Source organism: Streptomyces sp. NPDC015171 (genome assembly GCF_043079545.1).
GTDB lineage: Bacteria > Actinomycetota > Actinomycetes > Streptomycetales > Streptomycetaceae > Streptomyces.
Window position 1 is genome coordinate 245,225 of the sequence record NZ_JBIBUO010000010.1, and the last position, 25,036, is coordinate 270,260.

Sequence of the window (25,036 nt, forward strand, 5' to 3'; positions counted from 1 at the left end):
ACAAGAGGCCACGAGCCGCGAGCCTCGTGGCCTCTCACCTCAGATACTCAGATGCTGAGGGCGACGCACTCCGCCGCCACCCAGCCGTCACGGCCGCCGATCCGGACGGTCTTCCAGTCGGAATCCGTTGCCCCGCAGGCCGTGTACTTCTGGCCGCGGACCGAGCCCTCACCCAGGCTGCCGCACGGCACCTTGCCACGGACGGCGATGGTGCCGACGACCGAATACTTCGTCCCCGCCCCGCCCCGCACGTTGAGCGTCTCACCGGAGATGTTGGTGATGTGGCAGGTCTTGGCGGCAGCCACCTGGTTCGCCCGCGGCGCAGGAGCCGCGGACGCGGACGTGGCCGCGAACACGAGCGAACTGCTGGCCACCACGGCAGCGAGCGCGGCCGCCGATCCCATCTGACGGAATCGCATTCTTCCCCCTACATGGTCATGGTTCATTTCGAACACATTTGCCATTGTAAGACAAGAATGATCTTGGTGTGCGGACCGGCCGCCCCTGCCGGGCTCACCAGCGTGCCGCCCCGCTCCGACAGTCGTTTCGACGGGTGCGTGTGCCCGGACACACCGGGAATGCGCGCCCCGTAGGATCCGTTGGGTGGGGTGAGAGTCCCGAAAGGGACTTTCCCCCGGTCGACCGAAGCAGACCAGAGACGAGGAATCAAGCCGTGAGCGACGTCCGTAACGTGATCATCATCGGCTCCGGGCCCGCAGGCTACACGGCGGCGCTGTACACCGCCCGTGCTTCGCTGAAGCCCCTGGTGTTCGAAGGCGCCGTGACCGCGGGAGGTGCGCTGATGAACACCACCGAGGTGGAGAACTTCCCGGGCTTCCGTGACGGCATCATGGGCCCCGATCTCATGGACAACATGCGCGCCCAGGCCGAGCGCTTCGGTGCCGAGCTGATCCCGGACGACATCGTCTCCGTCGACCTGACCGGCGAGATCAAGACCGTCACCGACACCGCGGGCACGGTCCACCGGGCCAAGGCCGTCATCGTCACCACCGGCTCTCAGCACCGCAAGCTGGGCCTGCCGAACGAGGACGCGCTCTCCGGCCGTGGTGTCTCGTGGTGCGCCACCTGTGACGGGTTCTTCTTCAAGGACCAGGACATCGCCGTGATCGGCGGTGGCGACACCGCGATGGAGGAGGCCACCTTCCTCTCGCGCTTCGCCAAGTCCGTGACGATCGTCCACCGCCGGAACACCCTGCGCGCCTCCAAGGCGATGCAGGAGCGCGCCTTCAACGACCCGAAGATCAAGTTCGTCTGGGACAGCGAGGTCGCGGCGGTCCAGGGCGACCAGAAGCTCTCCGGGCTGCAGCTGCGCAACGTCAAGACCGGCGAGCTGTCCGAGCTGCCCGTGACGGGTCTGTTCATCGCGATCGGCCACGACCCGCGCACCGAGCTGTTCAAGGGCCAGCTGGATCTGGACGGGGAGGGCTACCTCAAGGTCGCCGCTCCGTCCACCCGCACCAACGTGACCGGTGTCTTCGCCGCCGGCGACGTGGTCGACCACACCTACCGTCAGGCGATCACTGCGGCCGGCACCGGCTGCTCCGCCGCTCTGGACGCCGAGCGCTTCCTCGCCGCTCTGGCGGACGAGGAGCAGGCGGAGCCCGAGAAGACCGCCGTCTGACCTTCTCCCTCTCCCCCCGCCCCACCGCATAAGGAGCCCACCGTGGCCGGCAACCTGAAGATTGTGACCGACGCCGACTTCGACCAGGAAGTCCTCAAGAACGAGAAGCCTGTCCTCGTGGACTTCTGGGCGGCTTGGTGCGGCCCGTGCCGCCAGATCGCCCCGGCCCTGGAGCAGATCGCCGCCGAGCACGCCGACAAGCTCGAGATCGTCAAGATCAACATTGACGAGAACCCGGACACCGCCGCCAAGTACGGCGTCATGTCCATCCCGACCCTGAACGTCTACCAGGGCGGCGAGGTTGCCAAGACCATCGTCGGCGCCAAGCCCAAGGCCGCGCTCCTCCGTGACCTCGAAGAGTTCATCGCCGAGTGATGTTTCACGTGAAACATGAAAGGGCCGACCCCTTCGGGGGTCGGCCCTTTAGTTAGAGCGGTCTCAGCACAGGCTCTTTCTGGACCGCGCCCAGGAGCCGGTCGAGGGCCATCTCCACGTCTTCCTTCCAGGACAGCGTGGAGCGCAGCTCCAGCCGCAGCCGGGGATGCACGGGGTGCTGCCGGACCGTCTTGAAGCCCACGGCGAGCAGATGGTCGGCGGGCAGCAGACAGGCGGGCCTCTCCCAACGGGCGTCACCGAACGCCTCGATCGCCTTGAATCCCCGGCGCAGCAGGTCCTTGGCCACCGCCTGGACCAGCACGCGACCCAGTCCCTGTCCCTGATAGCCGGGCATGATGAACGCCGTCATCAGCTGGACCGCGTCCGGCGAGACCGGGCTCGTGGGGAAGGCCGTCGAGCGAGGCACATAGGCCGGCGGAGCGTAGAGCACAAAGCCCGCCGGTACGTCATCGACGTACACCACCCGGCCGCATGACCCCCAGTCCAGCAGGACGGCGGAGATCCAGCCTTCCTTCTCCCGCGCGGTGGTGCCCGCCTTCACCGCCGCTTCGCCGCTGACAGGGTCCAGTTCCCAGAAGACGCACGAGCGACAACGGTGGGGGAGGTCCTGAAGGTTGTCCAGCGTGAGCGGCACGAGCCGACGCCCCATGAAGGCTGATCCTCGCTTCCTTCGGCCGCCGCATCGCGAGCGGCTGTCAGAGCGCTCCGTTCCCTGAGCAGGCCGCCGACGAATCCGCCGACCGCTCCGAGGCTCAGGCAGGCACTCACCAGTCCGGTGCGGCTCATCGATCGCATGGCTCCCCGTCTCCCCACTCACAGATGCAGATGCTGCCCAGTGGATGTGCCATACCTGATCGCATCGTATCCACGATGGGATTCACTCGATACCGCCTCAAAGCAAAGAGCGGACCGTGTTCCGGTACACACCGGACACGGCCCGCTCTTGCTGGACCAACGGGCGGTATCGCCCGAGGATCAGTCCTCCAGTTCCTCGCCCTCGATGTCCTGGAGGCTCTTCTGCAGGGCCAGCTTCTCGCCGGGAGCGAGCGTGCTGAGGATCCTTTCGAGATCGTCCGGGGAGGCGAACTCGACGGTGATCTTGCCCTTCTTCTGCCCCAGCTCGACCTTCACCCGGGTCTCGAAGCGGTCCGAGAGCCGCGTGGCCAGCTCGTTCAGCGCCGGCGAAGGCACGGAACCGGCCCGGGGGCCCCGGGCGCGCGAGGACTTCTGCGGCCGTGAGCCCATGAGGGTCACGATCTCTTCCACGGACCGCACCGACAGCCCCTCGGCCACGATCCGGTGCGCCAGGCGGTCCTGCTCCTCGGAGTCCTCGACGGCCAGCAGAGCGCGGGCATGGCCGGCCGAGAGCACCCCGGCGGCCACCCTCTTCTGGACGGTCGGGGACAGCTTCAGCAGACGCAGGGTGTTGGAGACCTGCGGCCGGGACCGCCCGATGCGGTCGGCCAGCTGGTCGTGCGTGCAGTTGAAGTCCTTCAGCAGCTGGTCGTAGGCAGCCGCCTCTTCGATCGGGTTCAGCTGCGCGCGGTGCAGGTTCTCCAGCAGCGCGTCCAGGAGAAGCTTCTCGTCGTCCGTGGCCCGGACGATGGCCGGGATGGCGTCCAGGCCGGCCTCGCGACAGGCACGCCACCGCCGCTCGCCCATGATCAGCTCATAGCGGGCGGGTCCCAGCTGCCGCACCACGACAGGCTGCAGAAGACCGACCTCCTGGATGGAGGTGACCAGCTCCTGGAGGGCGTCCTCGTCGAAGATCTCACGCGGCTGACGCGGGTTCGGCGTGATGTCGTCGAGCGGGATCTCGGCGAAGTGGGCACCCATCGGAGGCGCGGGCGCCTCGGCGGCCGGGCTGACCGGTACCACCTCGGCTTCCTGGACCACGGGCGGCAGCGTGGCCACCTTGGCCGCGGCCACGCCACGGTCGGTCGTCAGCACCGGGACGGCTCCGGGGGAGATGGATGCTCCGCCCCCCATCGTCGTCGGAGCCGGAGTCTTCTCGGTCGGGGCAGCGGGAATCAGTGCGCCGAGACCACGGCCCAGACCCCTCCGTCGCTCACTCACTGGATCCCCTCCACCATGCTTGGGTCGTTCTGAGCGCCGATATGGGCCTGGCTCGCGTCGTAGCTGATGCCAATGCCCTTCAGCGCGATTTCTCGGGCCGCCTCAAGATACGAGAGGGCGCCGCTCGATCCTGGATCGTAAGTCAGCACCGTCTGTCCGTAGCTCGGCGCCTCGGAGATACGGACGGAGCGGGGAATGCTCGTCCGCAGCACCTCGCCGCCGAAGTGACTGCGCACCTCTTCCGCGACCTGGGAGGCAAGACGCGTCCGGCCGTCGTACATGGTGAGCAGGATGGTCGACACATGAAGGTGGGGGTTGAGGTGGCCCCGCACCAGGTCGACGTTGCGCAGAAGCTGACCGAGGCCCTCCAGCGCGTAGTACTCGCACTGGATCGGGATGAGTACCTCGGCGCCCGCGACGAGCGCGTTGACCGTCAGCAGGCCGAGCGAGGGCGGGCAGTCGATGAGGATGTAGTCCAGCGGCTGCTCGTATGCCTGAATGGCCCGCTGCAGCCGGCTCTCCCGGGCCACCAGGGACACCAGCTCGATCTCCGCACCGGCGAGATCGATGGTGGCGGGGGCGCAGAAGAGACCTTCGACGTCGGAGACGGGCTGGACGACCTCGGCGAGAGGCTTGCTCTCCACCAGTACGTCGTAGATGGAGGGCACTTCCGCGTGGTGGTCGATCCCGAGGGCCGTGGATGCGTTGCCCTGGGGGTCGAGGTCCACGACCAGGACGCGGGCACCGTGCAGAGCCAGCGAAGCGGCAAGATTGACGGTCGTCGTCGTCTTGCCCACGCCACCCTTCTGGTTGGCGACCACGATGACTCGGGTCTGCTCCGGTCGTGGCAGACCTTCGCCGGCGCGGCCGAGAGCCTCCACCGCCAGTTGGGCCGCACGACCGATGGGAGTGTCGTCCATCGGAGGCGGTGTTTCACGTGAAACATCCGCCCCCATCGACTCGGTACGGGGACCGGGGACCGGATCGGTCATCGGTCCCGCGATGTTGGCGTCGGACCGCAAGGATTCACTCTCCTCGACTTCAGGCTCGCAATGAACAGAGCCTCCCATGTCTTCGGGGTCGTGAACCAGTGAGGCCTGTTGTTCTGTGGAGAAATCCACCTCTGTGGACAACTCCGTGCCTCTTGAGGGGGACGGCGGAGCCGGAAAAACGCGATCCTCTCCCAGCGAACCGAGAGGCTTCCGGTCGCGAGGTTCGGCCGCAGCGCGGCCACGACTGATGATGCCGTGCAGCAGTGAGCGACGTTTCACGTGAAACACGATGCACAGCGGCTGCGACCGGACCTTCGCGACACTCCGGCTTGCGTAGTTTTGGAAGCTTGTGTGGAGTACGTCTCGTCGTCAGGACGGATCAGCGACGCCCGTCCAGCGACTCACCGTCGACGACGGACTCGGCCGGTACGAGCCGCCTTGGCACGCTTCGCGGCGAACCGCACACCGCCCGGGCTCTCCCCGACCTCGACCCGCACCACGGTGGACAGCGGATCGACCACGCCCTCACCCACATGCAGGATGGACGTCGCCACCGCGCCGAGCTTGCTGAGGGCCGTGGCCGCGGCCTTCAGCTCCTCCTCTGCGGTGTCTCCCTTGAGCGCGAGCATCTCGCCGTACGGCCGCAGCAGAGGGATGCCCCAGGTGGCCAGACGGTCCAGCGGAGCCACGGCCCGCGCGGTCACCACATGGACCGGCGGCAGCTTGCCCATGACCTCCTCGGCACGGCCACGCACGACGGTGACATGGTCGAGGCCGAGCAGCTCGACGACCTCGGTGAGGAAGTTGGTGCGCCGCAGCAGAGGCTCCAGCAGGGTGATGTTCAGGTCGCCGCGGACCAGGGCCAGCGGGATGCCCGGCAGCCCGGCACCGGAGCCGACGTCGCAGACCGTCACTCCCTCCGGAACGGCTTCGGAGAGCACCGCGCAGTTCAGCAGATGTCGCTCCCACAGGCGGGGGACTTCCCGCGGGCCGATCAGGCCACGCCGCACACCCGCATCGGCGAGCAGTTCCGCATAGCGGACCGCATCGGCGAAGCGATCACCAAACACTTCCCGCGCCTGCTCGGGCGCGGGGGGAAGCTCCGCAGCCTCCGTCACGGGGACCGTCCTTCCGTACAGCGCCGGCGCCTCGCGCACCGGCCACCAGAACTACCAGGCTGACAAAATTCGGCCCCGCCTGCTCAACAGACGGGGCCGGTAGAACGTGAGGCCGATCAGGCGGGCAGCACGACGACGAAGCGCTGGGGCTCTTCGCCCTCGGACTCGCTGCGCAGTCCCGCGGCCTTGACCGCGTCGTGCACGACCTTGCGCTCGAACGGGGTCATCGGCTTCATCTTCACGGGCTCGCCGGTGCTCTTCACCTCGGCCGCGGCCTTGGCGCCCAGCTCGGAGAGCTCGGTCCGCTTCTTGGCCCGGTACCCCGCGATGTCCAGCATCAGCCGGCTGCGGTCGCCGGTCTCCCGGTGGACCGCCAGGCGCGTCAGCTCCTGAAGGGCCTCCAGCACCTCGCCGTCCCGGCCGACCAGCTTGTTCAGGTCGCGGCCGCCGCTGTCGCTGATGATCGACACGGCGGCACGGTCTGCCTCGACGTCCATGTCGATGTCGCCGTCGAGGTCGGCGATGTCCAGCAGACCCTCCAGGTAGTCCGCCGCGATCTCACTTTCCTGCTCCAGGCGGGTGAGGGTGTCTGCACCCTCGGCAGCGGCGGAGGTGGTGCCTTCCGTCACGGGATGGGCTCCTTCTTACTTCTTGGACGGGGACTTGGGCCGCTGCGGGCCACCCTTGCGCTGGCCGGACTGGGCCTTGCTGCGGGTGCCGGAGCCGGGCTTCTGGGGCTGCTTGGCAGCGGCGGGCTTGGCGTCCTGCGGCTCGTCGGACTTCTCCAGCGACAGGGAGTCGTCCGCCTGCTTGGTCCCGCCGGACTGACGCTGAGCCTTGCTCTGGCGCTTGGGCTGCTGGCGCCGGCCGGCGGCGGCCGCGGTGGTGTCGGTCACACCGTCCTCGGTCTGCGTCGCGGCCTGGGCCGTGCTCTTCGCCACGGTGCCGTCGGCCTGCGCGGCGAGGCCCGCCTTGTTCAGAGCGTTGACGAACTTCCGCTCGAACTCGTTGCGGTCACGGCCCTTGGTGACGATCGCCTTGACGATGGCCTTCTCGCTGCGCCGGCGGACCTTGCCGTGCTGCGTGACGTGCTTGCCCAGGCGCTCCAGGTAGGCGGCCTGAGCCTTGGAACCCGGGGTCGGGTTGTTGCGGATGACGTACATCTGCTGGCCCATGGTCCACACGTTGGTGGTCAGCCAGTAGACGAGGACACCGACCGGGAAGTTCACACCGAAGACGGCGAACATGACCGGGAAGACGTACATCAGCATCTTCTGCTGCTGCATGAACGGCGTCTTCACCGTGGTGTCGACGTTCTTCGTCATCAGCTGGCGCTGCGTGTAGAACTGCGACGCAGACATCATGACGATCATGATCGCCGTCACGATGCGGACATCGGTCAGCGAGGCACCGAGCGCGGTGATCTGGCTCTCGCTGCTGAAGAACTTGGCGGCCAGCGGGGCGCCGAAGATGTGCGCGTTCCGCGCGCTCTCGAGCAGCTGATCGTCGATGACGCCGATCTTCGTGCCCGACGCGATGCCGTTGAGCACGTGGTACAGGGCGAAGAAGAACGGGGACTGCGCCAGGATGGGAAGGCACGAGGAGAGCGGGTTGGTGCCCGACTCCTTGTACAGCTTCATCATCTCTTCGGACTGGCGCTGCTTGTCGTTCTTGTAGCGCTCCTGGATCTTCTTCATCTCGGGCTGCAGCGTCTGCATGGCCCGGGTCGCCTTGATCTGCTTCACGAAGAGCGGGATCAGGCAGATACGGATCAGGATCACGAGGGACACGATGGACAGGCCCCAGGCCCATCCGGTGTTGGGGCCGAAGATGGCGCCGTACACCGAGTGGAACTGGACGATGACCCATGAGACGGGTGTCGTGATGAAGCTGAAAAGGCTGGCAATCGTGTCCACTAATCATGCTCCTTGGGCATGGGACGAGGTCTCTGCGGCCGGGCTCGAAGGAGGCCCTGCGACAGGCTTCGCTTCGGTGGCCGGTTCGGCGGCGGAGGGCCCGCCCCTGCGTGCGCGCCAAGCGTTGCGCAGCATTTCGTGCCACCGCGGACGCTTGCGCGGCGGGACATGGTCCACACCGCCCAGCGACCACGGATTGCACCGGAGGATGCGCCAGGCGGTCAGTGCCGTTCCCTTGATCGCACCATGCCGGTCGATGGCCGTGTAGCCGTAATGGGAGCACGACGGGTAGTACTTGCACACCGGCCCCAGTAGTGGACTGATCGTCCACTGGTACAGCTTGATCAGAGCCAGCAGCGGGTACTTCATCGCGCGCCCCCTCCCAGTAGCCGCTCGATGGCGGCGTCCAGGTCTCGGGCCAGCTGTGCATGGTCTGCGTCGCCCGCTCCGGGCAGCGCTCGTACGACTACCAGGCTACCGGGGGGCAAGAGGGCGACTCGGTCACGCATCAGATGGCGCAGTCTGCGCTTCACTGTGTTGCGCACGACCGCGCCACCCACAGCCTTGCTCACGACGAAACCCGCACGCGTCGGGGGAGCGCTCTCCCCAGGCGCGTGCGGGTCCGTGGCACCGCTACGAAGGTGGACGACGAGGGTCGGGCGTCCGGCCCGACGACCTCGTCGTACCGCGGTCGCGAAGTCCTCGCGCCGCCTCAGCCGGTTCTCGGTGGGCAGCACGATGTCATGACCTGATCGGGATCAGGCGGACAGGCTGGCGCGACCCTTGCTGCGGCGGGACGCCAGAATCGCGCGGCCGGCACGGGTGCGCATCCGCAGGCGGAAGCCGTGGGTCTTGGCGCGACGACGGTTGTTCGGCTGGAAGGTGCGCTTGCTCACTCGGGGGCTCCAGAAATCAAATCGGTGTGGCGGGTGCCGTCCTGGCTGTCACCGTGCGCCCACGAGTAGCTCGCGTCACGCCCGAGTGCACCGCTTCCCCATCACCTGTAGTGATGTGTGCCCATCGGAGGCAGGCGGCAGCAGCCATCGACAACTCGACCTGGTTACGGTACGCGGGGCTACGCCATCCGGTCAAACCGGCGGTCGCCGAGAGACACTGTCCACAGGCTGGGGACAACAACTTGAACCCTACCGGCCGCGCTGACTACCGTGGCTGGACTCCGATTCGTTCCCTTGTCCCCACCCGAGCGGGATTGCCCCGCTCACCGAACCCGGATTTCATCCCGACCCGTTCCCGAACCACACGTTCGTGGGACCTGTGAGAGAGCGTGCCCTGTGGCTGACGTACCTGCCGATCTTGCCGCAGTGTGGCCACGAGTACTCGAGCAGCTCCTCGGGGAGGGTCGCGGGCAGGGTGTGGAGGGCAAGGACGAGCACTGGATCCGGCGCTGCCAGCCGCTCGCGCTGGTCGCGGACACCGCCCTGCTCGCCGTACCGAACGAATTCGCGAAGAACGTGCTGGAGGGCCGTCTCGCACCGATCGTCAGCGAGACCCTGAGCCGGGAGTGCGGCCGGCCCATCCGGATCGCGATCACCGTGGACGACTCGGCGGGCGAACCGCCGGCGCCGTCGGCACCCCCCGCGCAGCAGCCCACGGGACGCTACGAGGAGCCGGAACTGCCCTCCGGGCCGTACGAGGGCTACGGCCGCCACCGCGGCGCCGAACAGCTCCCGGGCACCGAGCAGCTCCCGCCCTCGCGGCAGGACAAGCACCCGCCCTCGCGCCAGGAGCAGCGCCCGCCGTCGCGCCAGGACCAGCTTCCGACCGTCCGGCCGGCCTACCCGTCCGAGTACCAGCGCCCGGAGCCCGGTGCCTGGCCGCGCGGCACGCAGGACGACTACGGCTGGCAGCAGCCGCGGCTCGGCTTCCCCGAGCGCGACCCGTACGCCTCGCCGTCGTCCCAGGACGGCTACGGCCCGGACTCGTACGGCTCGCCGTCCCAGGACTACCGACCGCAGGAGCGCGAGCGCGAGCGGGACCGGGAGCGCTCGTCGTACGAGCGGCAGCGCGGCGATTACGAGTCCCCGCGCGGGGACTACGAACCGTCCCGCCCGGACTACGAGTCGGCGCGTCCCGAGTACGACCCGTCCCGGACCGAGTACGACCAGCGCGACCCGGTCCGCCGTGAGCTGCCCGAACCGCCGGCGCACCGCGGCGGTACCGGACGCCCGGAGATGCCCTCGGCGGGCGGTCCGGGCCCGCTGGGCGCGCAGCCGGCGCCGGCGAGCGGACCCGGTGAGCCGACGGCGCGGCTGAACCCGAAGTACCTGTTCGACACGTTCGTCATCGGCGCCTCCAACCGGTTCGCGCACGCGGCGGCGGTCGCGGTCGCCGAGGCGCCGGCGAAGGCGTACAACCCCCTGTTCATCTACGGGGAGTCGGGCCTCGGCAAGACGCATCTGCTGCACGCCATCGGGCACTACGCGCGCAGCCTCTACCCGGGCACCCGGGTGCGGTACGTCAGCTCGGAGGAGTTCACCAACGAGTTCATCAACTCCATCCGCGACGGCAAGGGCGACAGCTTCCGCAAGCGCTACCGCGAGATGGACATCCTGCTCGTCGACGACATCCAGTTCCTCGCGGACAAGGAGTCGACGCAGGAGGAGTTCTTCCACACGTTCAACACGCTCCACAACGCCAACAAGCAGATCGTGCTCTCCAGCGACCGGCCGCCCAAGCAGCTCGTCACGCTGGAGGACCGGCTGCGGAACCGTTTCGAGTGGGGTCTGATCACCGACGTCCAGCCGCCCGAGCTGGAGACGCGCATCGCGATCCTGCGGAAGAAGGCGGTGCAGGAGCAGCTGAACGCGCCGCCGGAGGTGCTGGAGTTCATCGCCTCCCGGATCTCGCGGAACATCCGTGAGCTGGAGGGCGCGCTGATCCGGGTGACGGCGTTCGCCTCGCTCAACCGGCAGCCGGTGGACCTGGGCCTGACCGAGATCGTCCTGAAGGATCTGATCCCGGGCGGCGAGGACAGCGCGCCGGAGATCACGGCCACGGCGATCATGGGGGCCACCGCGGACTACTTCGGTCTCACGGTGGAGGACCTGTGCGGCACCTCGCGCGGGCGCGCGCTGGTCACCGCGCGGCAGATCGCCATGTATCTGTGCCGCGAGCTGACGGACCTGTCGCTGCCGAAGATCGGCGCGCAGTTCGGCGGCCGTGACCACACGACCGTCATGCACGCCGACCGCAAGATCCGTGCGCTGATGGCCGAGCGGCGCTCGATCTACAACCAGGTCACCGAGCTGACCAACCGCATCAAGAACGGCTGAGCCCGGCCGCAGGCCGGCGCGGAGGGCGCTTCAGGGAGCCACACCGTCCCTGGGGCGCCCTCCGGCGTTCCCTGGGGCCCGTGGGTTCCCCCAGGACCCGTGCGACCCGTGCGTTCCTCCGGGACCCGTGCGCTTGCTGGGGACCCGTGCGTCCCCGTGCACCAACCCGCAGGCACGCGTCCGAATCCGCGGCCCCCGCCCCCCAGGTCCGTCCGGGAGCCGGCGTCCCCAGGGCGGTCCGGGGTCAGCTCCCGGTCCCAGGAAGGCCCCCCGGGGGGGATGGGCTCCCGGCCCCCGGAAGCCCATCCCGGCCCGCCCCGAGTCCCCTCCGGCGGGCGTTTCGCGGCGCTCAGCGGCCGTTCCGGGCGTCCCGGAGGCCGCGCACCGGGCTGTGGACCGTTTCTCCCCTGTCATCCGGTGTTCGATTACTTGCCTGGTTACGGCCACTCTCCACAGATTCGCTGACTTTCTTCCGTCCACATCCTGGGGACTGGGGAGTTGTCCCGAACTGTGTCCACAGGGAAGCTGGTCCCTGGGCTTCCGCCCAGCTCAAGGGCCTGTGGAATCGTGGACGAACGATCTCCACAGCCTGTGGACAAGCTGATGATCCACAGGCTGTGCACGAAGTTGTCCACCGACAACCCACAGGCTGAGGGCAGTTGTCCCCAGCGATCCCCAGCTTCTCCACATGGCTGTCCACTGTTCGGCAACCCGGCGCACCGGATCACCGCGTCGAGTGAAAGGCGTCACAGGAAGCTGCCGGATTGGGGTGTGGGAAACCTGGGTATTCCTGGGGACACAGCTGGGGAGAACTGCCCTCAGCCTGTGGGCGACGTGTGCAGAACTTTCTGTTCTCCACAGACAGCCCGGGTTGTCCACCGCCTTCACCCACAGGCCCGGTGGACAAAAAACACCCGCTGAGCTGGGAAAACGTGGTTATCCACGGTATCCACAGGCCCTACTACTACTCCCGACTAGAGAGAGTCCGGGAATCGCTTTGAAGCGGGGCCTGTGCACAACTCGCCGTTTCGCGCCCGGCTGCCGCCCGGACCGATTTGACCCCGACGGGCACCTACTGTCAGTGCGGTGCGTCAGACTGGTCCCCGGTGTCCTCCCCGTCTCAGGGGGCGGCGACACCGAGTCGGAGGACTCAGTAGCAACAGCAGGAGGCGGCTTACGGTGAAGATCCGGGTGGAACGCGACGTACTCGCGGAGGCAGTGGCGTGGGCAGCACGCAGCCTCCCGGCCCGTCCGCCGGCGCCTGTCCTCGCCGGCCTGCTGCTCAAGGCCGAGGACGGCCAGCTGAGCCTGTCGAGCTTCGACTACGAGGTCTCCGCTCGCGTCAGCGTCGACGCCGAGGTCGAGGAGGACGGCACCGTCCTCGTCTCCGGCCGGCTGCTCGCCGACATCTCCCGCGCCCTCCCCAACCGTCCGGTGGAGATCTCCACAGACGGTGTACGGGCGACCGTGGTCTGCGGCTCCTCGCGGTTCACCCTCCACACCCTGCCTGTGGAGGAGTACCCGGCGCTGCCGCAGATGCCGAACGCGACGGGCACCGTCCCCGGCGAGGTCTTCGCCGCCGCCGTCTCCCAGGTGGCCATCGCCGCCGGCCGTGACGACACGCTGCCGGTGCTGACCGGCGTGCGCATCGAGATCGAGGGCGACACGGTCACGCTGGCCTCCACCGACCGCTACCGCTTCGCGGTCCGCGAGTTCCTGTGGAAGCCGGAGAACCCGGACGCCTCCGCCGTCGCCCTGGTCCCGGCCAAGACGCTGCTGGACACCGCGAAGTCGCTGGGGGCCGGTGACACCGTCACGCTGGCGCTGTCCGGCTCCGGTGCCGGTGAGGGGCTGATCGGTTTCGAGGGCGCCGGCCGGCGTACGACCACGCGCCTGCTCGAGGGCGACCTGCCGAAGTACCGGACGCTGTTCCCGACCGAGTTCAACTCCGTCGCCGTGATCGAGACCGCGCCGTTCGTGGAGGCGGTCAAGCGTGTGGCCCTGGTCGCCGAGCGGAACACCCCGGTGCGGCTGAGCTTCGAGCAGGGCGTGCTGATCCTGGAGGCCGGTTCCAGCGACGACGCACAGGCTGTGGAAAGGGTCGACGCGCAGCTGGAGGGCGACGACATCTCGATCGCCTTCAACCCGACCTTCCTGCTGGACGGCCTGAGCGCGATCGACTCGCCGGTGGCCCAGCTGTCGTTCACCACGTCCACCAAGCCGGCGCTGCTCAGCGGCAAGCCCGCGCTGGACGCCGAGGCGGACGACGCCTACAAGTACCTGATCATGCCGGTGCGGCTCAGCGGCTGATCGTTCTCCACAGGTGTGGACAGCGCCGGGTGTCCTGTGTGGATACCGGGCACTGCCGCCCGGCGGGCTTGCGCCCGCCGGGCCCGTGGACGGTGCCAGGACCGCACCGCCGCCCACAGCTCCGGTGTCTCCGCAGGTGAGCGCCTATGCCCACAGCTGTGCACGAGCGTCCGGGTTTAGGCTCGGCTCGGCACTCAGGTGCCTCTCACGCCACACAGCGACCTAAGGAACACAACTGATGGAGCTCGGTCTCGTCGGCCTCGGCAAGATGGGCGGCAACATGCGCGAGCGGATCCGCCGCGCGGGCCACACCGTCATCGGATACGACCGCAACGCGGACGTCGCGGATGTCCACAGCCTGGAAGAGCTTGTGGGCAAGCTCAGCGGTCCGCGCGTGGTCTGGGTGATGGTCCCGGCCGGCGAGCCCACCCAGTCGACCGTCGACCAGCTGGCCGAGCTGCTGGAGCCCGGCGACGTGGTCGTGGACGGCGGCAACTCCCGCTGGACGGACGACGAGAAGCACGCGGAGCAGTTGGCCGCCAAGGGCATAGGCTTCGTCGACTGCGGCGTCTCCGGCGGCGTCTGGGGCCTGGAGAACGGCTACGCGCTGATGTACGGCGGAGACGCCGAGAGCGTCGCCAAGGTGCAGCCGGTCTTCGACGCGCTGAAGCCGGAGGGCGACTTCGGCGCGGTGCACGCGGGCAAGGTCGGCGCGGGCCATTTCGCCAAGATGGTCCACAACGGCATCGAGTACGCCATGATGCAGGCCTACGCCGAGGGCTGGGAGCTGCTGGAGAAGGTCGACTCCGTGGAGAACGTCCGCGAGGTCTTCCGCTCCTGGCAGGAGGGCACCGTGATCCGCTCCTGGCTGCTGGACCTCGCGGTCAACGCCCTCGACGACGACGAGCACCTGGACGGCCTGCGCGGTTATGCACAGGACTCCGGTGAGGGACGCTGGACTGTGGAAGCCGCCATCGACAACGCGGTGCCGCTGCCCGCGATCACCGCGTCGCTCTTCGCGCGGTTCGCCTCCCGGCAGGAGGACTCGCCGCAGATGAAGATGATCGCCGCGCTGCGCAACCAGTTCGGCGGCCACGCCGTAGCCAAGAAGTAATCCACAGGGTCGCCCAGCGATCCACAACCCTGGGGGAGGTCGGCGAACGACCATGCACGTCACGCATCTTTCGCTGGCCGACTTCCGCTCGTACGCCCGGGCCGAGGTCCCGCTCGACCCGGGCGTCACCGCCTTCGTCGGCCCCAACGGGCAGGGCAAGACCAATCTCGTGGAGGCGGTCGGCTATCTGGCGACCCTGGGCAGCCACCGGGTCGCCTCGGACGCGCCCCTGGTGCGCATGGGCGCCGAGCGGGCGATCGTCCGGGCGCAGGTCCGGCAGGGCGACCGGCAGCAGCTGATCGAGCTGGAGCTGAACCCGGGCAAGGCCAACCGCGCCCGCATCAACCGGTCCTCGCAGGTCAGGCCCCGGGACGTGCTGGGGATCGTACGGACCGTGCTGTTCGCGCCCGAGGATCTCGCGCTGGTGAAGGGCGACCCCGGGGAGCGGCGGCGGTTCCTGGACGAGCTGATCACCGCGCGGGCGCCGCGCATGGCCGGTGTGCGCTCCGACTACGAGCGGGTCCTCAAGCAGCGCAACACCCTGCTGAAGACGGCCGCGCTGGCCCGCCGGCACGGCGGACGGTCCATGGACCTGTCCACCCTCGACGTGTGGGACCAGCACCTCGCGCGCGCGGGTGCCGAGCTGCTCGCCCAGCGGCTGGACCTGATCGCCGCCGTGCAGCCGCTGGCCGACAAGGCGTACGAGCAGCTGGCCCCCGGCGGCGGCCCCCTCGCGCTGGAGTACAAGCCGTCCGCGCCCGGCGAGGCCCACACGCGCGAGGACCTCTGCGCCCAGCTGATGGACGCCCTCGGCGAGGCGCGCAAGCAGGAGATCGAGCGGGGCGTCACCCTCGTGGGCCCGCACCGGGACGATCTGGTGCTCAAACTCGGTCAGCTGCCCGCCAAGGGATACGCCTCGCACGGCGAGTCCTGGTCCTACGCCCTCGCCCTGCGGCTCGCCTCGTACGACCTGCTGCGCGCCGAGGGCAACGAGCCGGTGCTGGTCCTGGACGACGTCTTCGCCGAGCTGGACGCCCGCCGCCGCGAGCGGCTGGCCGAGCTGGTCGCGCCCGGCGAGCAGGTGCTGGTCACCGCCGCCGTGGACGACGACGTGCCCGAGGTGCTGGCCGGCGCGCGCTACGAGGTGACCGGTGGGACGGTGGAGCGCGTATGAGCACCGAGGAACCCGCCCCGAACGGCAGGAAGAGCGGCCCGGACGGCGCCCGCGGCAAGCAGGAGCCCTCCGGTGTCGACCTCGCGCGCGTGGCGTTGCGGGCCGCGAAGGAGCAGGCACGCGCGCGTGGGGACGCGGCGCGGCAGAAGAAGCAGGCGCGGCGCGGCGGCGGGCTGCGCTCCGGCGCGCGCGCCGACGGCCGCGATCCGATGGCGCTGGGCGCGGCGATCAACCGGCTGATCAACGAGCGCGGCTGGGAGACGCCGGCCGCGGTCGGCGGCGTGATGGGCCGCTGGCCGCAGATCGTCGGCGAGGACCTGGCCAAGCACTGTGTCCCGCAGCGGTACGACGAGGACGAGCGGGTGCTGACCGTGAGCTGCGACTCGACGGCCTGGGCGACCCAGCTGCGGGTGCTCGCGCCGACGCTGGTGGCCCGGCTCAACGAGGATCTCGGGCACGGCAGCGTACGGATGATCAAGGTGCTCAATCCGGGCGGCCAGCCCCGCCGCTACGGCCCGCTGCGGGCTCCGGGGAGCACCGGGCCCGGCGATACCTACGGGTGACGTACCTCACGTCGGGCCCCGGCCCGGCCGTGCCGTCGTACCTGCGTGCACCGGTGTGGATCTCCGCCGGAACGGCTCCGGATCGCCTTCTGACCCCCCAGTAGCCAAGGGTTGACGGCCCGAAGCGCTGAGTGCCGCTGTGAGCCCCTCGGAGCCCCCATCCACATATCGGGACCCGGCGGAGACCGGTTGAGGGCGGCACATGGGGACTCAGGTACCGGCAAACCCCCATCGATGTCAGCGCTACCGGTAGACTGGAAGCCAATCCCGCCCCAATGTGGGGACCGCCCGGGAAAAGCTGAGCAACGCTGATCAAGGCTTACCAACGCAACATGCCGCAGCCGCTCCGGCAACCTGCCGCCGAGCCCGGCTCGTGCTGTGCCAGAAAGGGCGCTTCGTGGCCGATTCCGGCAACCCCAACGAGAACATCCCGTCCACCGACGCCGGCGTGAACGGCGAGGCAGCGGAGCCCGCAGCGGCCTCCGCCTCCTACGACGCCAGCGCCATCACCGTGCTCGAAGGGCTGGACGCGGTCCGCAAGCGGCCCGGCATGTACATCGGCTCCACGGGCGAGCGCGGTCTGCACCACCTGGTGTACGAGGTCGTCGACAACTCGGTCGACGAGGCGCTGGCCGGTTACGCGGACACCATCGACGTGACGATCCTCGCCGACGGCGGCGTGCGCGTCGTCGACAACGGCCGCGGCATCCCGGTCGGCATCGTGCCCTCCGAGGGCAAGCCGGCCCTGGAGGTCGTGCTGACCGTGCTGCACGCGGGCGGCAAGTTCGGCGGCGGCGGCTACGCCGTCTCCGGCGGTCTGCACGGTGTCGGTGTCTCCGTCGTGAACGCCCTCTCCAGCAAGGTCTCGGTCGAGGTGAAGACCGACGGCCACCGCTGGACGCAGGAGTACAAGATGGGCGTCCCGACGGCTCCGCTGGTCCAGCACGAGGCGACGGACGAGACGGGCACCTCGGTCACCTTCTGGGCCGACGGCGACATCTTCGAGACCACCGAGTACTCCTTCGAGACGCTGTCGCGGCGCTTCCAGGAGATGGCGTTCCTCAACAAGGGTTTGACGATCAAACTCACTGACGAGCGCGAGTCGGCGAAGGCCACGGCCGGGGCGGACGAGGCGGGTGCGGACGAGAAGGACGAGGTCAAGACCGTCACGTACCACTACGAAGGCGGCATCGTCGACTTCGTGAAGTACCTCAACTCCCGCAAGGGAGAGGCGGTGCACCCCACGGTCATCGACCTGGAGGCCGAGGACAAGGACAAGAGCCTGTCCCTCGAGGTCGCGATGCAGTGGAACAGCGGCTACACCGAGGGCGTGTACTCGTTCGCGAACATCATCCACACGCACGAGGGCGGTACGCACGAGGAGGGCTTCCGCGCGGCCCTCACGAGCCTGATCAACAAGTACGCGCGCGACAAGAAGCTGCTGCGCGAGAAGGACGACAACCTCACGGGTGACGACATCCGCGAGGGTCTGACCGCGATCATCTCGGTCAAGCTGAGCGAGCCGCAGTTCGAGGGCCAGACCAAGACCAAGCTGGGCAACACGGAGGCCAAGACCTTCGTGCAGAAGGCGGTCTACGAGCACCTCAACGACTGGCTCGACCGCAACCCGGTCGAGGCCGCGGACATCGTCCGCAAGGGCATCCAGGCGGCCACCGCGCGCGTGGCGGCCCGCAAGGCCCGTGACCTGACCCGCCGCAAGGGGCTGCTGGAGTCGGCGTCCCTGCCGGGCAAGCTCTCGGACTGCCAGTCCAACGACCCCATCAAGTGCGAGATCTTCATCGTCGAGGGTGACTCCGCCGGCGGTTCGGCCAAGTCCGGCCGCAACCCGCAGTACCAGGCGATCCTCCCGATCCGCGGCAAGATCCTCAACGTCGAGAAGGCCCGGATCGACAAGATCCTGCAGAACCAGGAGATCCAGGCGCTGATCTCCGCCTTCGGCACGGGTGTGCACGAGGACTTCGACATCGAGAAGCTCCGCTATCACAAGATCATCCTGATGGCGGACGCCGACGTCGACGGCCAGCACATCAACACCCTGCTGCTGACCTTCCTGTTCCGCTTCATGCGGCCGCTGGTCGAGGCCGGGCACGTGTTCCTGTCCCGTCCCCCGCTCTACAAGATCAAGTGGGGCCGGGACGAGGTCGAGTACGCGTACTCCGACCGCGAGCGGGACGCCCTGCTGGAGATGGGCCGCCAGCGCGGAAAGCGCGTCAAGGAGGACTCGATCCAGCGCTTCAAGGGTCTGGGCGAGATGAACGCCGAGGAACTGCGCGTGACCACCATGGACCAGGAGCACCGCGTCCTCGGCCAGGTCACCCTGGACGACGCCGCCCAGGCCGACGACCTGTTCTCGGTCCTGATGGGCGAGGACGTCGAGGCCCGTCGCCAGTTCATCCAGCGCAACGCCAAGGACGTCCGCTTCCTCGACATCTGAGTCGGTCTCAGCTGACCGCACCAGGAAGGATCTTCACCAGCAATGGCCGACGAGAACACTCCAGTCACCCCTGAGACCGAGGGCGGCGAGACCGTCATGCGTGTCGAGCCCGTCGGGCTCGAGACGGAGATGCAGCGTTCGTACCTGGACTACGCGATGTCCGTCATCGTGTCCCGTGCGCTGCCCGACGTCCGGGACGGCCTCAAGCCCGTCCACCGCCGTGTGCTCTACGCGATGTACGACGGCGGCTACCGCCCCGAGCGCGGCTTCTACAAGTGCGCCCGTGTCGTCGGCGACGTCATGGGCAACTACCACCCGCACGGCGACTCCTCGATCTACGACGCGCTGGTGCGCCTCGCCCAGCCGTGGTCGATGCGGATGCCGCTGGTGGACTCCAACGGCAACTTCGGCTCTCCGGGCAACGACCCGGCGGCGGCCATGCGCTACACCGAGTGCAAGATGGCGCCGCTGTCGATGGAGATGGTCCGCGACATCGACGAGGAGACCGTCGACTTCACGGACAACTACGACGGCCGCTCGCAGGAGCCGACCGTCCTGCCGTCCCGCTTCCCGAACCTGCTGATCAACGGCTCGGCCGGTATCGCGGTCGGTATGGCGACCAACATCCCGCCGCACAACCTGCGCGAGGTCGCCGCCGGCGCCCAGTGGTACCTGGAGAACCCCGAGGCCTCGCACGAGGAGCTGCTCGACGCGCTCATCGAGCGGATCAAGGGCCCGGACTTCCCGACCGGTGCGCTCGTCGTCGGCCGCAAGGGCATCGAGGAGGCGTACCGCACCGGTCGCGGCTCCATCACGATGCGCGCGGTGGTCGAGGTCGAGGAGATCCAGAACCGCCAGTGCCTGGTGGTCACCGAGCTGCCGTACCAGGTGAACCCCGACAACCTGGCGCAGAAGATCGCCGACCTGGTGAAGGACGGCAAGATCGGCGGCATCGCGGACGTCCGCGACGAGACGTCGTCCCGTACGGGCCAGCGCCTGGTGATCGTCCTCAAGCGGGACGCGGTCGCCAAGGTCGTGCTGAACAACCTGTACAAGCACACCGACCTGCAGACGAACTTCGGCGCCAACATGCTGGCGCTGGTCGACGGCGTGCCGCGCACGCTCTCGCTCGACGCGTTCATCCGCCACTGGGTGACGCACCAGATCGAGGTCATCGTCCGCCGGACCCGCTTCCGGCTGCGCAAGGCCGAGGAGCGCGCGCACATCCTGCGCGGCCTGCTGAAGGCCCTGGACGCCATCGACGAGGTCATCGCGCTGATCCGGCGCAGTGAGACCGTCGACATCGCGCGTACGGGCCTGATGGGCCTCCTGGAGATCGACGAGATCCAGGCCAACGCGATCCTCGAGATGCAGCTGCGGCGCCTCGCGGCCCTGGAGCGGCAGAAGATCGTCCAGGAGCACGACGAGCTCCAGACGAAGATCACCGAGTACAACGCGATCCTCGCCTCGCCGGTCCGCCAGCGCGGGATCGTCAGCGAGGAGCTGGCCGCGATCGTCGAGAAGTACGGCGACGACCGCAAGACCATGCTGGTGCCCTACGACGGTGACATGTCCATCGAGGACCTGATCGCCGAGGAGGACATCGTGGTCACCGTCTCGCGCGGCGGCTACGTCAAGCGGACCAAGACGGACGACTACCGGGCGCAGAAGCGCGGCGGCAAGGGCGTGCGGGGTACGAAGCTGAAGGAAGACGACATCGTCGACCACTTCTTCGTCTCCACCACCCACCACTGGCTGCTGTTCTTCACGAACAAGGGCCGGGTGTACCGGGCGAAGGCGTACGAGCTGCCGGACGCCGGCCGGGACGCGCGCGGCCAGCACGTCGCGAACCTCCTCGCCTTCCAGCCGGACGAGGCGATCGCCGAGATCCTCGCGATCCGCGACTACGAGGCGGCGCCGTACCTGGTCCTCGCGACCAAGGCCGGCCTGGTCAAGAAGACGCCTCTGAAGGATTACGATTCGCCCCGCTCCGGCGGCGTGATCGCGATCAATCTGCGCGAGCGCGAGGACGGTTCGGACGACGAGCTGATCGGCGCCGAGCTGGTCTCCGCCGACGACGACCTGGTGCTGGTCAGCAAGAAGGCCCAGTCGATCCGGTTCACCGCCTCGGACGACACCCTGCGCCCCATGGGCCGCGCCACCTCGGGCGTCAAGGGGATGAGTTTCCGGGAGGGCGACGAGCTTCTCTCGATGAATGTTGTTCGACCCGGTACGTTCGTGTTCACTGCCACCGACGGTGGGTACGCGAAGCGGACCGCCGTCGACGAGTACCGCGTCCAGGGCCGCGGCGGCCTCGGTATCAAGGCCGCCAAGATCGTGGAGGACCGCGGTTCGCTCGTCGGCGCGCTGATTGTCGAGGAGAACGACGAGATCCTCGCGATCACCCTCTCCGGCGGTGTGATTCGTACGCGAGTCAACGAGGTCAGGGAGACGGGCCGTGACACCATGGGCGTCCAACTGATCAACCTGGGCAAGCGCGATGCCGTGGTCGGTATCGCACGTAACGCCGAGGCCGGGCGCGAGGCGGAGGAAGTCGACGGCGACATCGCCGTGGACGAGCCCGCCGAGGGTGCCGGGACCGCCGGCACGGACGAGGGTGAGTCGCCCTCGGCCGAGTAGCACGAGGAGTGAGTCATCGTGAGCGGAGCCACGGGCGCCGGATCGGCCGGTACCTCCACGGGTACGGAGACGGACGGCGGCGGCCGTGGCTCCGCCGCGAACGGCTCGGGTGCGGGGAGTACGACGGACCCGCACACGACCAACCTGAAGCCGGTGAAGGGGTCCGAGAAGGACTCTTCCCGTAGGTCTGGATCCCAGGGGGGGACTGTGACGGACACCCGAGGCCCCGGCGCGGCCGGCGAGGTGCGGTCGGCGTCGCCGCTCCCCGGCGAGCGGCACCCGGAGCAGGCCGGCGGGCCGTACCACCCGCCGCAGGCCTATCCGGCGCAGGCTCCCACCGGTGCGACGCGCAAGCCGCGGACCGGCGCGCGGACGGCGCCGCGCACCCGCAAGGCGCGGCTGCGGGTGGCCAAGGCCGACCCGTGGTCGGTGATGAAGGTCAGCTTCCTGCTCTCCATCGCGCTCGGCATCTGCACGATCGTGGCGGCGGCGGTGCTGTGGATGGTCATGAACGCGATGGGCGTGTTCTCGACGGTCGGCGGCACGATCTCGGAGGCGACCGGCTCGAACGAGGCCAACGGCTTCGACCTCCAGGCGTTCCTCTCCCTCCCCCACGTGCTGATGTTCACGACGATCATCGCGGTCATCGACGTGGTCCTGGCCACGGCGCTCGCGACGCTCGGCGCGTTCATCTACAACCTCTCCGCGGGCTTCGTGGGCGGCATCGAGCTGACCCTGGCCGAGGACGAGTGACCTCGGCGGTCACCGGCCCGATGGTGCCCCGACAACCGATTTTGGGACTGACGTGGTCGTGCGCTAATCTTCAGGAGTCAGCGCGCGGGACATACACCGCACAGCGCGGGCGGGGCTATAGCTCAGTTGGTTAGAGCGCATCCCTGATAAGGATGAGGCCACAGGTTCAAATCCTGTTAGCCCCACCAGCGAGAAGACCCCCGGTCCACAGGACCGGGGGTCTTTTGTCATCCCCGGTTGACAGCAACCGTTCGGGCCCGCCCGGCCGGTGCCGCGCGCTCGCCGCCTCGGCTGTGAAAATCACTGTCCGATTGTCTGAACGCGGTGATAGGGAGTCCCTGTGACGACGACACTCGCGTTCCCCGTTCTGCTGCGACTGATCGACGAACGGTCGACCGCCTTCCGCGCCGCGGTAGCCTCCGCGCCCAGCCTCGACGTGCAGGTGCCGACCTGCCCGGAGTGGACGCTGTTCGATCTGGTGGAGCACATCGGCGAGGGGCGCCGCGCCTGGGCCGCGACCGTCGCCGCAGGTCCTGCCGCTCCGGCCAAGTCCGTCCCGGAGGGCGCCCCGGCCGCGCCTCGGGAGCGTGAGGCGCAGTCGGCCTGGTTGGCCGCGTCGACGCAGGAGCTGCTGGACGCGCTGCGGGAGGCCGGCCCGGATCGCGGTTGCTGGACGTGGTGGGGTGCGTCGCAGTCGCCGCCGACCTGTGGTGCCGTCGCCCGGCACCAGCTCCAGCAGATGGCGGTGCACACCTACGACGCCCAGGTCACGGTGGGTGCCCCGGAGCCGCTGCCGGTCGAGGTGGCACTCGACGGTGTCGAGGAGTTCCTGTTCACCTGCGTCGCAACGACGGGTGCCTGGCCGCACAAGCCCATCGCCTTCGACTTCCACGCCACCGAGGGCCGCTCCTGGCGCCTGACGGTCGACGGCGACGGCGCACGCTCCACCCGTATCCCCGCGCCCGGCACGACGCCCGCCGCCGCTGCCGGCGAGGGCCCGGACCCGGCCGGCGTCTCCGTTCGCGGCACCGCCAGCGAGCTGGTCCTCTTCGTGTACGACCGCATCCCGGCCAACTCCGTGCGGATCGAGGGAGACGCGGGTCTGTTCGACCTCCTCCGCGCGTGGGAGCCGGAGGAGTAGGCCGGGCGGCTGCGGGAGAGCGTCGAAGCAAGCCTCGGCTAGGCCGCATGCGGCGGCTGACACCCAGTGCTGTGGAGGGCTCAGATGGCACCTGTCGTGCCCTTCGCTGTCGCCGAGGGGCAGGGGACCAAAGGCCCTTTGACATCGGTCGGCGGCGGGCGTTCTCTTGAAGTAGCGGCGGTGAGGCGAGCACATTCCCTGTGCGTTCTCCCGGCCGCGGCCGCTCTCGCCGCCGTCATCCAGCGCTCGATGCGGAGGTGGCTGAGGTGAAAGCCGTCGTGTATGAGAAGCCGTTCAGCGTGATGGTGCGGGACGTCGACGATCCGCGCATCCAGCACCCGAACGATGTGCTGGTACGGGTCACGTCGACCGCGATATGCGGGTCCGACCTGCATATGTACGAGGGCCGCACGGCGGCCGAGGCGGGCATCGTCTTCGGGCACGAGAACCTCGGTGTGATCGAGGAGACCGGCGACGGTGTGACGTCCTTGTCGGTGGGCGACCGGGTCGTCATGCCGTTCAACGTCGCCTGCGGGTTCTGCAAGAACTGCCTCGCCGGAAAGACCGCGTTCTGCCTGACGGTGAACCCGGGCTTCGCGGGCGGTGCCTACGGCTATGTGGCCATGGGCCCGTACGAGGGCGGCCAGGCCGAGCTGCTGCGGGTGCCGTTCGCCGACTTCAACTGCCTGAAGCTGCCGCCGGGCGAGGAGTTCGAGACCGACTTCGTGCTGCTCGCCGACATCTTCCCGACCGGGTACCACGGCTGTGAGCTGGCCCAGGTCTCGCCCGGCGAGAGCGTGGCCGTCTACGGCGCCGGACCCGTGGGCCTGATGGCCGCCTACTCCGCGCTGTTGCGCGGGGCCGCCAAGGTGTTCTCGGTGGACCGGGTGCCCGAGCGGCTGGCCAAGGCGGAGGAGATCGGGGCGATCCCCATCGACTTCACCAAGGGCGACCCGGCCGCGCAGATCAAGGAGCAGACGGACGGAGAGGGCACCGACAAGGGAGTGGACGCCGTCGGGTACCAGGCCCAGGCGCACGACGCGAGCCACGAGGAGCCCGCGATCGTCCTCAACGAGCTGGTCGAGACGGTCCGGCCGACCGGCATGCTCGGTGTGCCGGGGCTGTACGTGCCCTCGGACCCGGGCGGTCCCGACGAGCACGCCAAGCACGGCCAGCTGCTGGTCTCCATCGGCCGGATGTTCGAGAAGGGCCAGCAGATGGGCACCGGCCAGTGCAACGTGAAGCGGTACAACCGCCAGCTGCGCGACATGATCATCGCCGGGCGGGCCAGGCCCAGCTTCGTGGTCTCGCACGAGCTGCCGCTGGAGGACGCGCCGGCGGCCTACGAGAAGTTCGACAAGCGGATCGAGGGATACACCAAGGTGGTCCTGCATCCGGGTCACGCCCTCGCCGCCTGACGCGGGCAGCGGGGCCCACAGCGGGGCCGAACGTC

General features: G+C 68.8%; 22 protein-coding genes and 1 tRNA gene. 13 read left to right on the forward strand and 10 right to left on the reverse strand.

Translation table 11 applies throughout. The features are described from left to right. Positions 1-47 precede the first annotated feature (47 nt). Positions 48-455 carry an SH3 domain-containing protein gene (locus ACF073_RS26740; protein WP_392073917.1) on the reverse strand — a complete coding sequence of 136 codons (408 nt, stop codon included), beginning with the start codon at positions 453-455 and terminating at the stop codon, positions 48-50. 218 nt (positions 456-673) lie between these two features. Here ACF073_RS26740 and trxB point away from each other — a divergent pair, with 218 nt between their 5' ends. Together trxB and trxA are read left to right on the forward strand one after the other, a co-directional pair. Next, positions 674-1,642, forward strand: coding sequence for a thioredoxin-disulfide reductase (trxB, locus tag ACF073_RS26745; RefSeq protein WP_392073918.1), 969 nt, complete (start codon positions 674-676; stop codon positions 1,640-1,642). 42 nt (positions 1,643-1,684) lie between these two features. Then, positions 1,685-2,017 carry a thioredoxin gene (gene trxA, locus ACF073_RS26750; protein WP_392073919.1) on the forward strand — a complete coding sequence of 111 codons (333 nt, stop codon included), beginning with the start codon at positions 1,685-1,687 and terminating at the stop codon, positions 2,015-2,017. 52 nt (positions 2,018-2,069) lie between these two features. Here the strand turns inward: trxA and ACF073_RS26755 are convergent, their stop codons facing one another. The 9 genes from ACF073_RS26755 to rpmH all read right to left on the reverse strand — a co-directional run bounded on the left by ACF073_RS26755 (position 2,070) and on the right by rpmH (position 9,036). Beyond that, positions 2,070-2,687 (reverse strand): GNAT family N-acetyltransferase, encoded by a 618-nt coding sequence (locus tag ACF073_RS26755; RefSeq protein ID WP_392073920.1) that lies wholly within the window; start codon positions 2,685-2,687, stop codon positions 2,070-2,072. 326 nt (positions 2,688-3,013) lie between these two features. Beyond that, on the reverse strand, positions 3,014-4,114 hold the full coding sequence (locus tag ACF073_RS26760) for a ParB/RepB/Spo0J family partition protein (RefSeq protein ID WP_392073921.1): 1,101 nt from the start codon (positions 4,112-4,114) through the stop codon (positions 3,014-3,016). Further along, on the reverse strand, positions 4,111-5,184 hold the full coding sequence (locus ACF073_RS26765) for a ParA family protein (protein ID WP_392074021.1): 1,074 nt from the start codon (positions 5,182-5,184) through the stop codon (positions 4,111-4,113). Before ACF073_RS26765 ends, ACF073_RS26760 begins: the two co-directional genes overlap by 4 nt. A gap of 323 nt (positions 5,185-5,507) precedes the next feature. Next, positions 5,508-6,224, reverse strand: coding sequence for a 16S rRNA (guanine(527)-N(7))-methyltransferase RsmG (gene rsmG / locus ACF073_RS26770; RefSeq protein ID WP_392073922.1), 717 nt, complete (start codon positions 6,222-6,224; stop codon positions 5,508-5,510). Between the two features lie 116 nt (positions 6,225-6,340). Beyond that, the gene (locus ACF073_RS26775) at positions 6,341-6,853 is read right to left on the reverse strand and encodes a protein jag (protein WP_392073923.1); all 513 of its coding nucleotides are present in this window, start codon (positions 6,851-6,853) and stop codon (positions 6,341-6,343) included. A gap of 15 nt (positions 6,854-6,868) precedes the next feature. Further along, positions 6,869-8,140, reverse strand: coding sequence for a membrane protein insertase YidC (gene yidC, locus ACF073_RS26780; protein ID WP_392073924.1), 1,272 nt, complete (start codon positions 8,138-8,140; stop codon positions 6,869-6,871). A gap of 3 nt (positions 8,141-8,143) precedes the next feature. Next, the gene (yidD, locus tag ACF073_RS26785; protein ID WP_392073925.1) at positions 8,144-8,509 is read right to left on the reverse strand and encodes a membrane protein insertion efficiency factor YidD; all 366 of its coding nucleotides are present in this window, start codon (positions 8,507-8,509) and stop codon (positions 8,144-8,146) included. Beyond that, the gene (rnpA, locus tag ACF073_RS26790; RefSeq protein ID WP_392073926.1) at positions 8,506-8,877 is read right to left on the reverse strand and encodes a ribonuclease P protein component; all 372 of its coding nucleotides are present in this window, start codon (positions 8,875-8,877) and stop codon (positions 8,506-8,508) included. The genes yidD and rnpA overlap by 4 nt, the downstream gene beginning before the upstream one ends. A gap of 21 nt (positions 8,878-8,898) precedes the next feature. Next, complete coding sequence (gene rpmH / locus ACF073_RS26795; RefSeq protein WP_006348049.1) at positions 8,899-9,036, reverse strand: 50S ribosomal protein L34; 138 nt, start codon at positions 9,034-9,036, stop codon at positions 8,899-8,901. 396 nt (positions 9,037-9,432) lie between these two features. On the opposite strand from rpmH, the gene dnaA reads away from it, so the two are divergent. From dnaA to ACF073_RS26850, 11 genes are all read left to right on the forward strand, one after another. Next, complete coding sequence (dnaA, locus tag ACF073_RS26800; protein WP_392073927.1) at positions 9,433-11,433, forward strand: chromosomal replication initiator protein DnaA; 2,001 nt, start codon at positions 9,433-9,435, stop codon at positions 11,431-11,433. Positions 11,434-12,612: 1,179 nt separating this feature from the next. Next, positions 12,613-13,743: a DNA polymerase III subunit beta gene (dnaN, locus tag ACF073_RS26805; RefSeq protein ID WP_392073928.1), complete on the forward strand. Its 1,131-nt coding sequence runs from the start codon at positions 12,613-12,615 to the stop codon at positions 13,741-13,743. Between the two features lie 238 nt (positions 13,744-13,981). Further along, entirely contained in the window at positions 13,982-14,857 is an 876-nt protein-coding gene (gene gnd / locus ACF073_RS26810; protein WP_392073929.1) for a phosphogluconate dehydrogenase (NAD(+)-dependent, decarboxylating), read from the forward strand. Positions 14,858-14,909: 52 nt separating this feature from the next. Beyond that, a complete protein-coding gene (gene recF / locus ACF073_RS26815; RefSeq protein ID WP_392073930.1) occupies positions 14,910-16,031 on the forward strand; it encodes a DNA replication/repair protein RecF in 1,122 nt (373 codons plus the stop codon). After that, positions 16,028-16,594 (forward strand): DUF721 domain-containing protein, encoded by a 567-nt coding sequence (locus tag ACF073_RS26820; RefSeq protein ID WP_392073931.1) that lies wholly within the window; start codon positions 16,028-16,030, stop codon positions 16,592-16,594. The genes recF and ACF073_RS26820 overlap by 4 nt, the downstream gene beginning before the upstream one ends. 373 nt (positions 16,595-16,967) lie before the next feature. Continuing rightward, positions 16,968-19,049, forward strand: a complete 2,082-nt coding sequence (gene gyrB / locus ACF073_RS26825) for a DNA topoisomerase (ATP-hydrolyzing) subunit B (RefSeq protein WP_392073932.1) — start codon at positions 16,968-16,970, stop codon at positions 19,047-19,049. A 42-nt stretch (positions 19,050-19,091) separates the two neighbouring features. Further along, positions 19,092-21,689, forward strand: a complete 2,598-nt coding sequence (gene gyrA / locus ACF073_RS26830) for a DNA gyrase subunit A (protein ID WP_392073933.1) — start codon at positions 19,092-19,094, stop codon at positions 21,687-21,689. Between the two features lie 18 nt (positions 21,690-21,707). Next, complete coding sequence (locus tag ACF073_RS26835; protein WP_392073934.1) at positions 21,708-22,442, forward strand: DUF3566 domain-containing protein; 735 nt, start codon at positions 21,708-21,710, stop codon at positions 22,440-22,442. Positions 22,443-22,553: 111 nt separating this feature from the next. Beyond that, positions 22,554-22,630, forward strand: a tRNA-Ile gene (locus ACF073_RS26840). A 152-nt stretch (positions 22,631-22,782) separates the two neighbouring features. Next, positions 22,783-23,583, forward strand: a complete 801-nt coding sequence (locus ACF073_RS26845) for a maleylpyruvate isomerase family mycothiol-dependent enzyme (protein WP_392073935.1) — start codon at positions 22,783-22,785, stop codon at positions 23,581-23,583. Between the two features lie 266 nt (positions 23,584-23,849). Beyond that, positions 23,850-25,001, forward strand: coding sequence for a glutathione-independent formaldehyde dehydrogenase (locus tag ACF073_RS26850; RefSeq protein ID WP_392073936.1), 1,152 nt, complete (start codon positions 23,850-23,852; stop codon positions 24,999-25,001). The last annotated feature ends 35 nt before the right edge of the window (positions 25,002-25,036 follow it).

Coding starts and splice junctions, on each gene's coding strand:
- ACF073_RS26755 (WP_392073920.1), bottom strand. CDS start 2,687: ATGGGGCGTCGGCTCGTGCCGCTCACGCTGGACAACCTTCAGGACCTC.
- ACF073_RS26765 (WP_392074021.1), bottom strand. CDS start 5,184: ATGGGAGGCTCTGTTCATTGCGAGCCTGAAGTCGAGGAGAGTGAATCC.
- yidD (WP_392073925.1), bottom strand. CDS start 8,509: ATGAAGTACCCGCTGCTGGCTCTGATCAAGCTGTACCAGTGGACGATC.
- gnd (WP_392073929.1), top strand. CDS start 13,982: ATGGAGCTCGGTCTCGTCGGCCTCGGCAAGATGGGCGGCAACATGCGC.
- recF (WP_392073930.1), top strand. CDS start 14,910: ATGCACGTCACGCATCTTTCGCTGGCCGACTTCCGCTCGTACGCCCGG.
- ACF073_RS26820 (WP_392073931.1), top strand. CDS start 16,028: ATGAGCACCGAGGAACCCGCCCCGAACGGCAGGAAGAGCGGCCCGGAC.
- gyrA (WP_392073933.1), top strand. CDS start 19,092: ATGGCCGACGAGAACACTCCAGTCACCCCTGAGACCGAGGGCGGCGAG.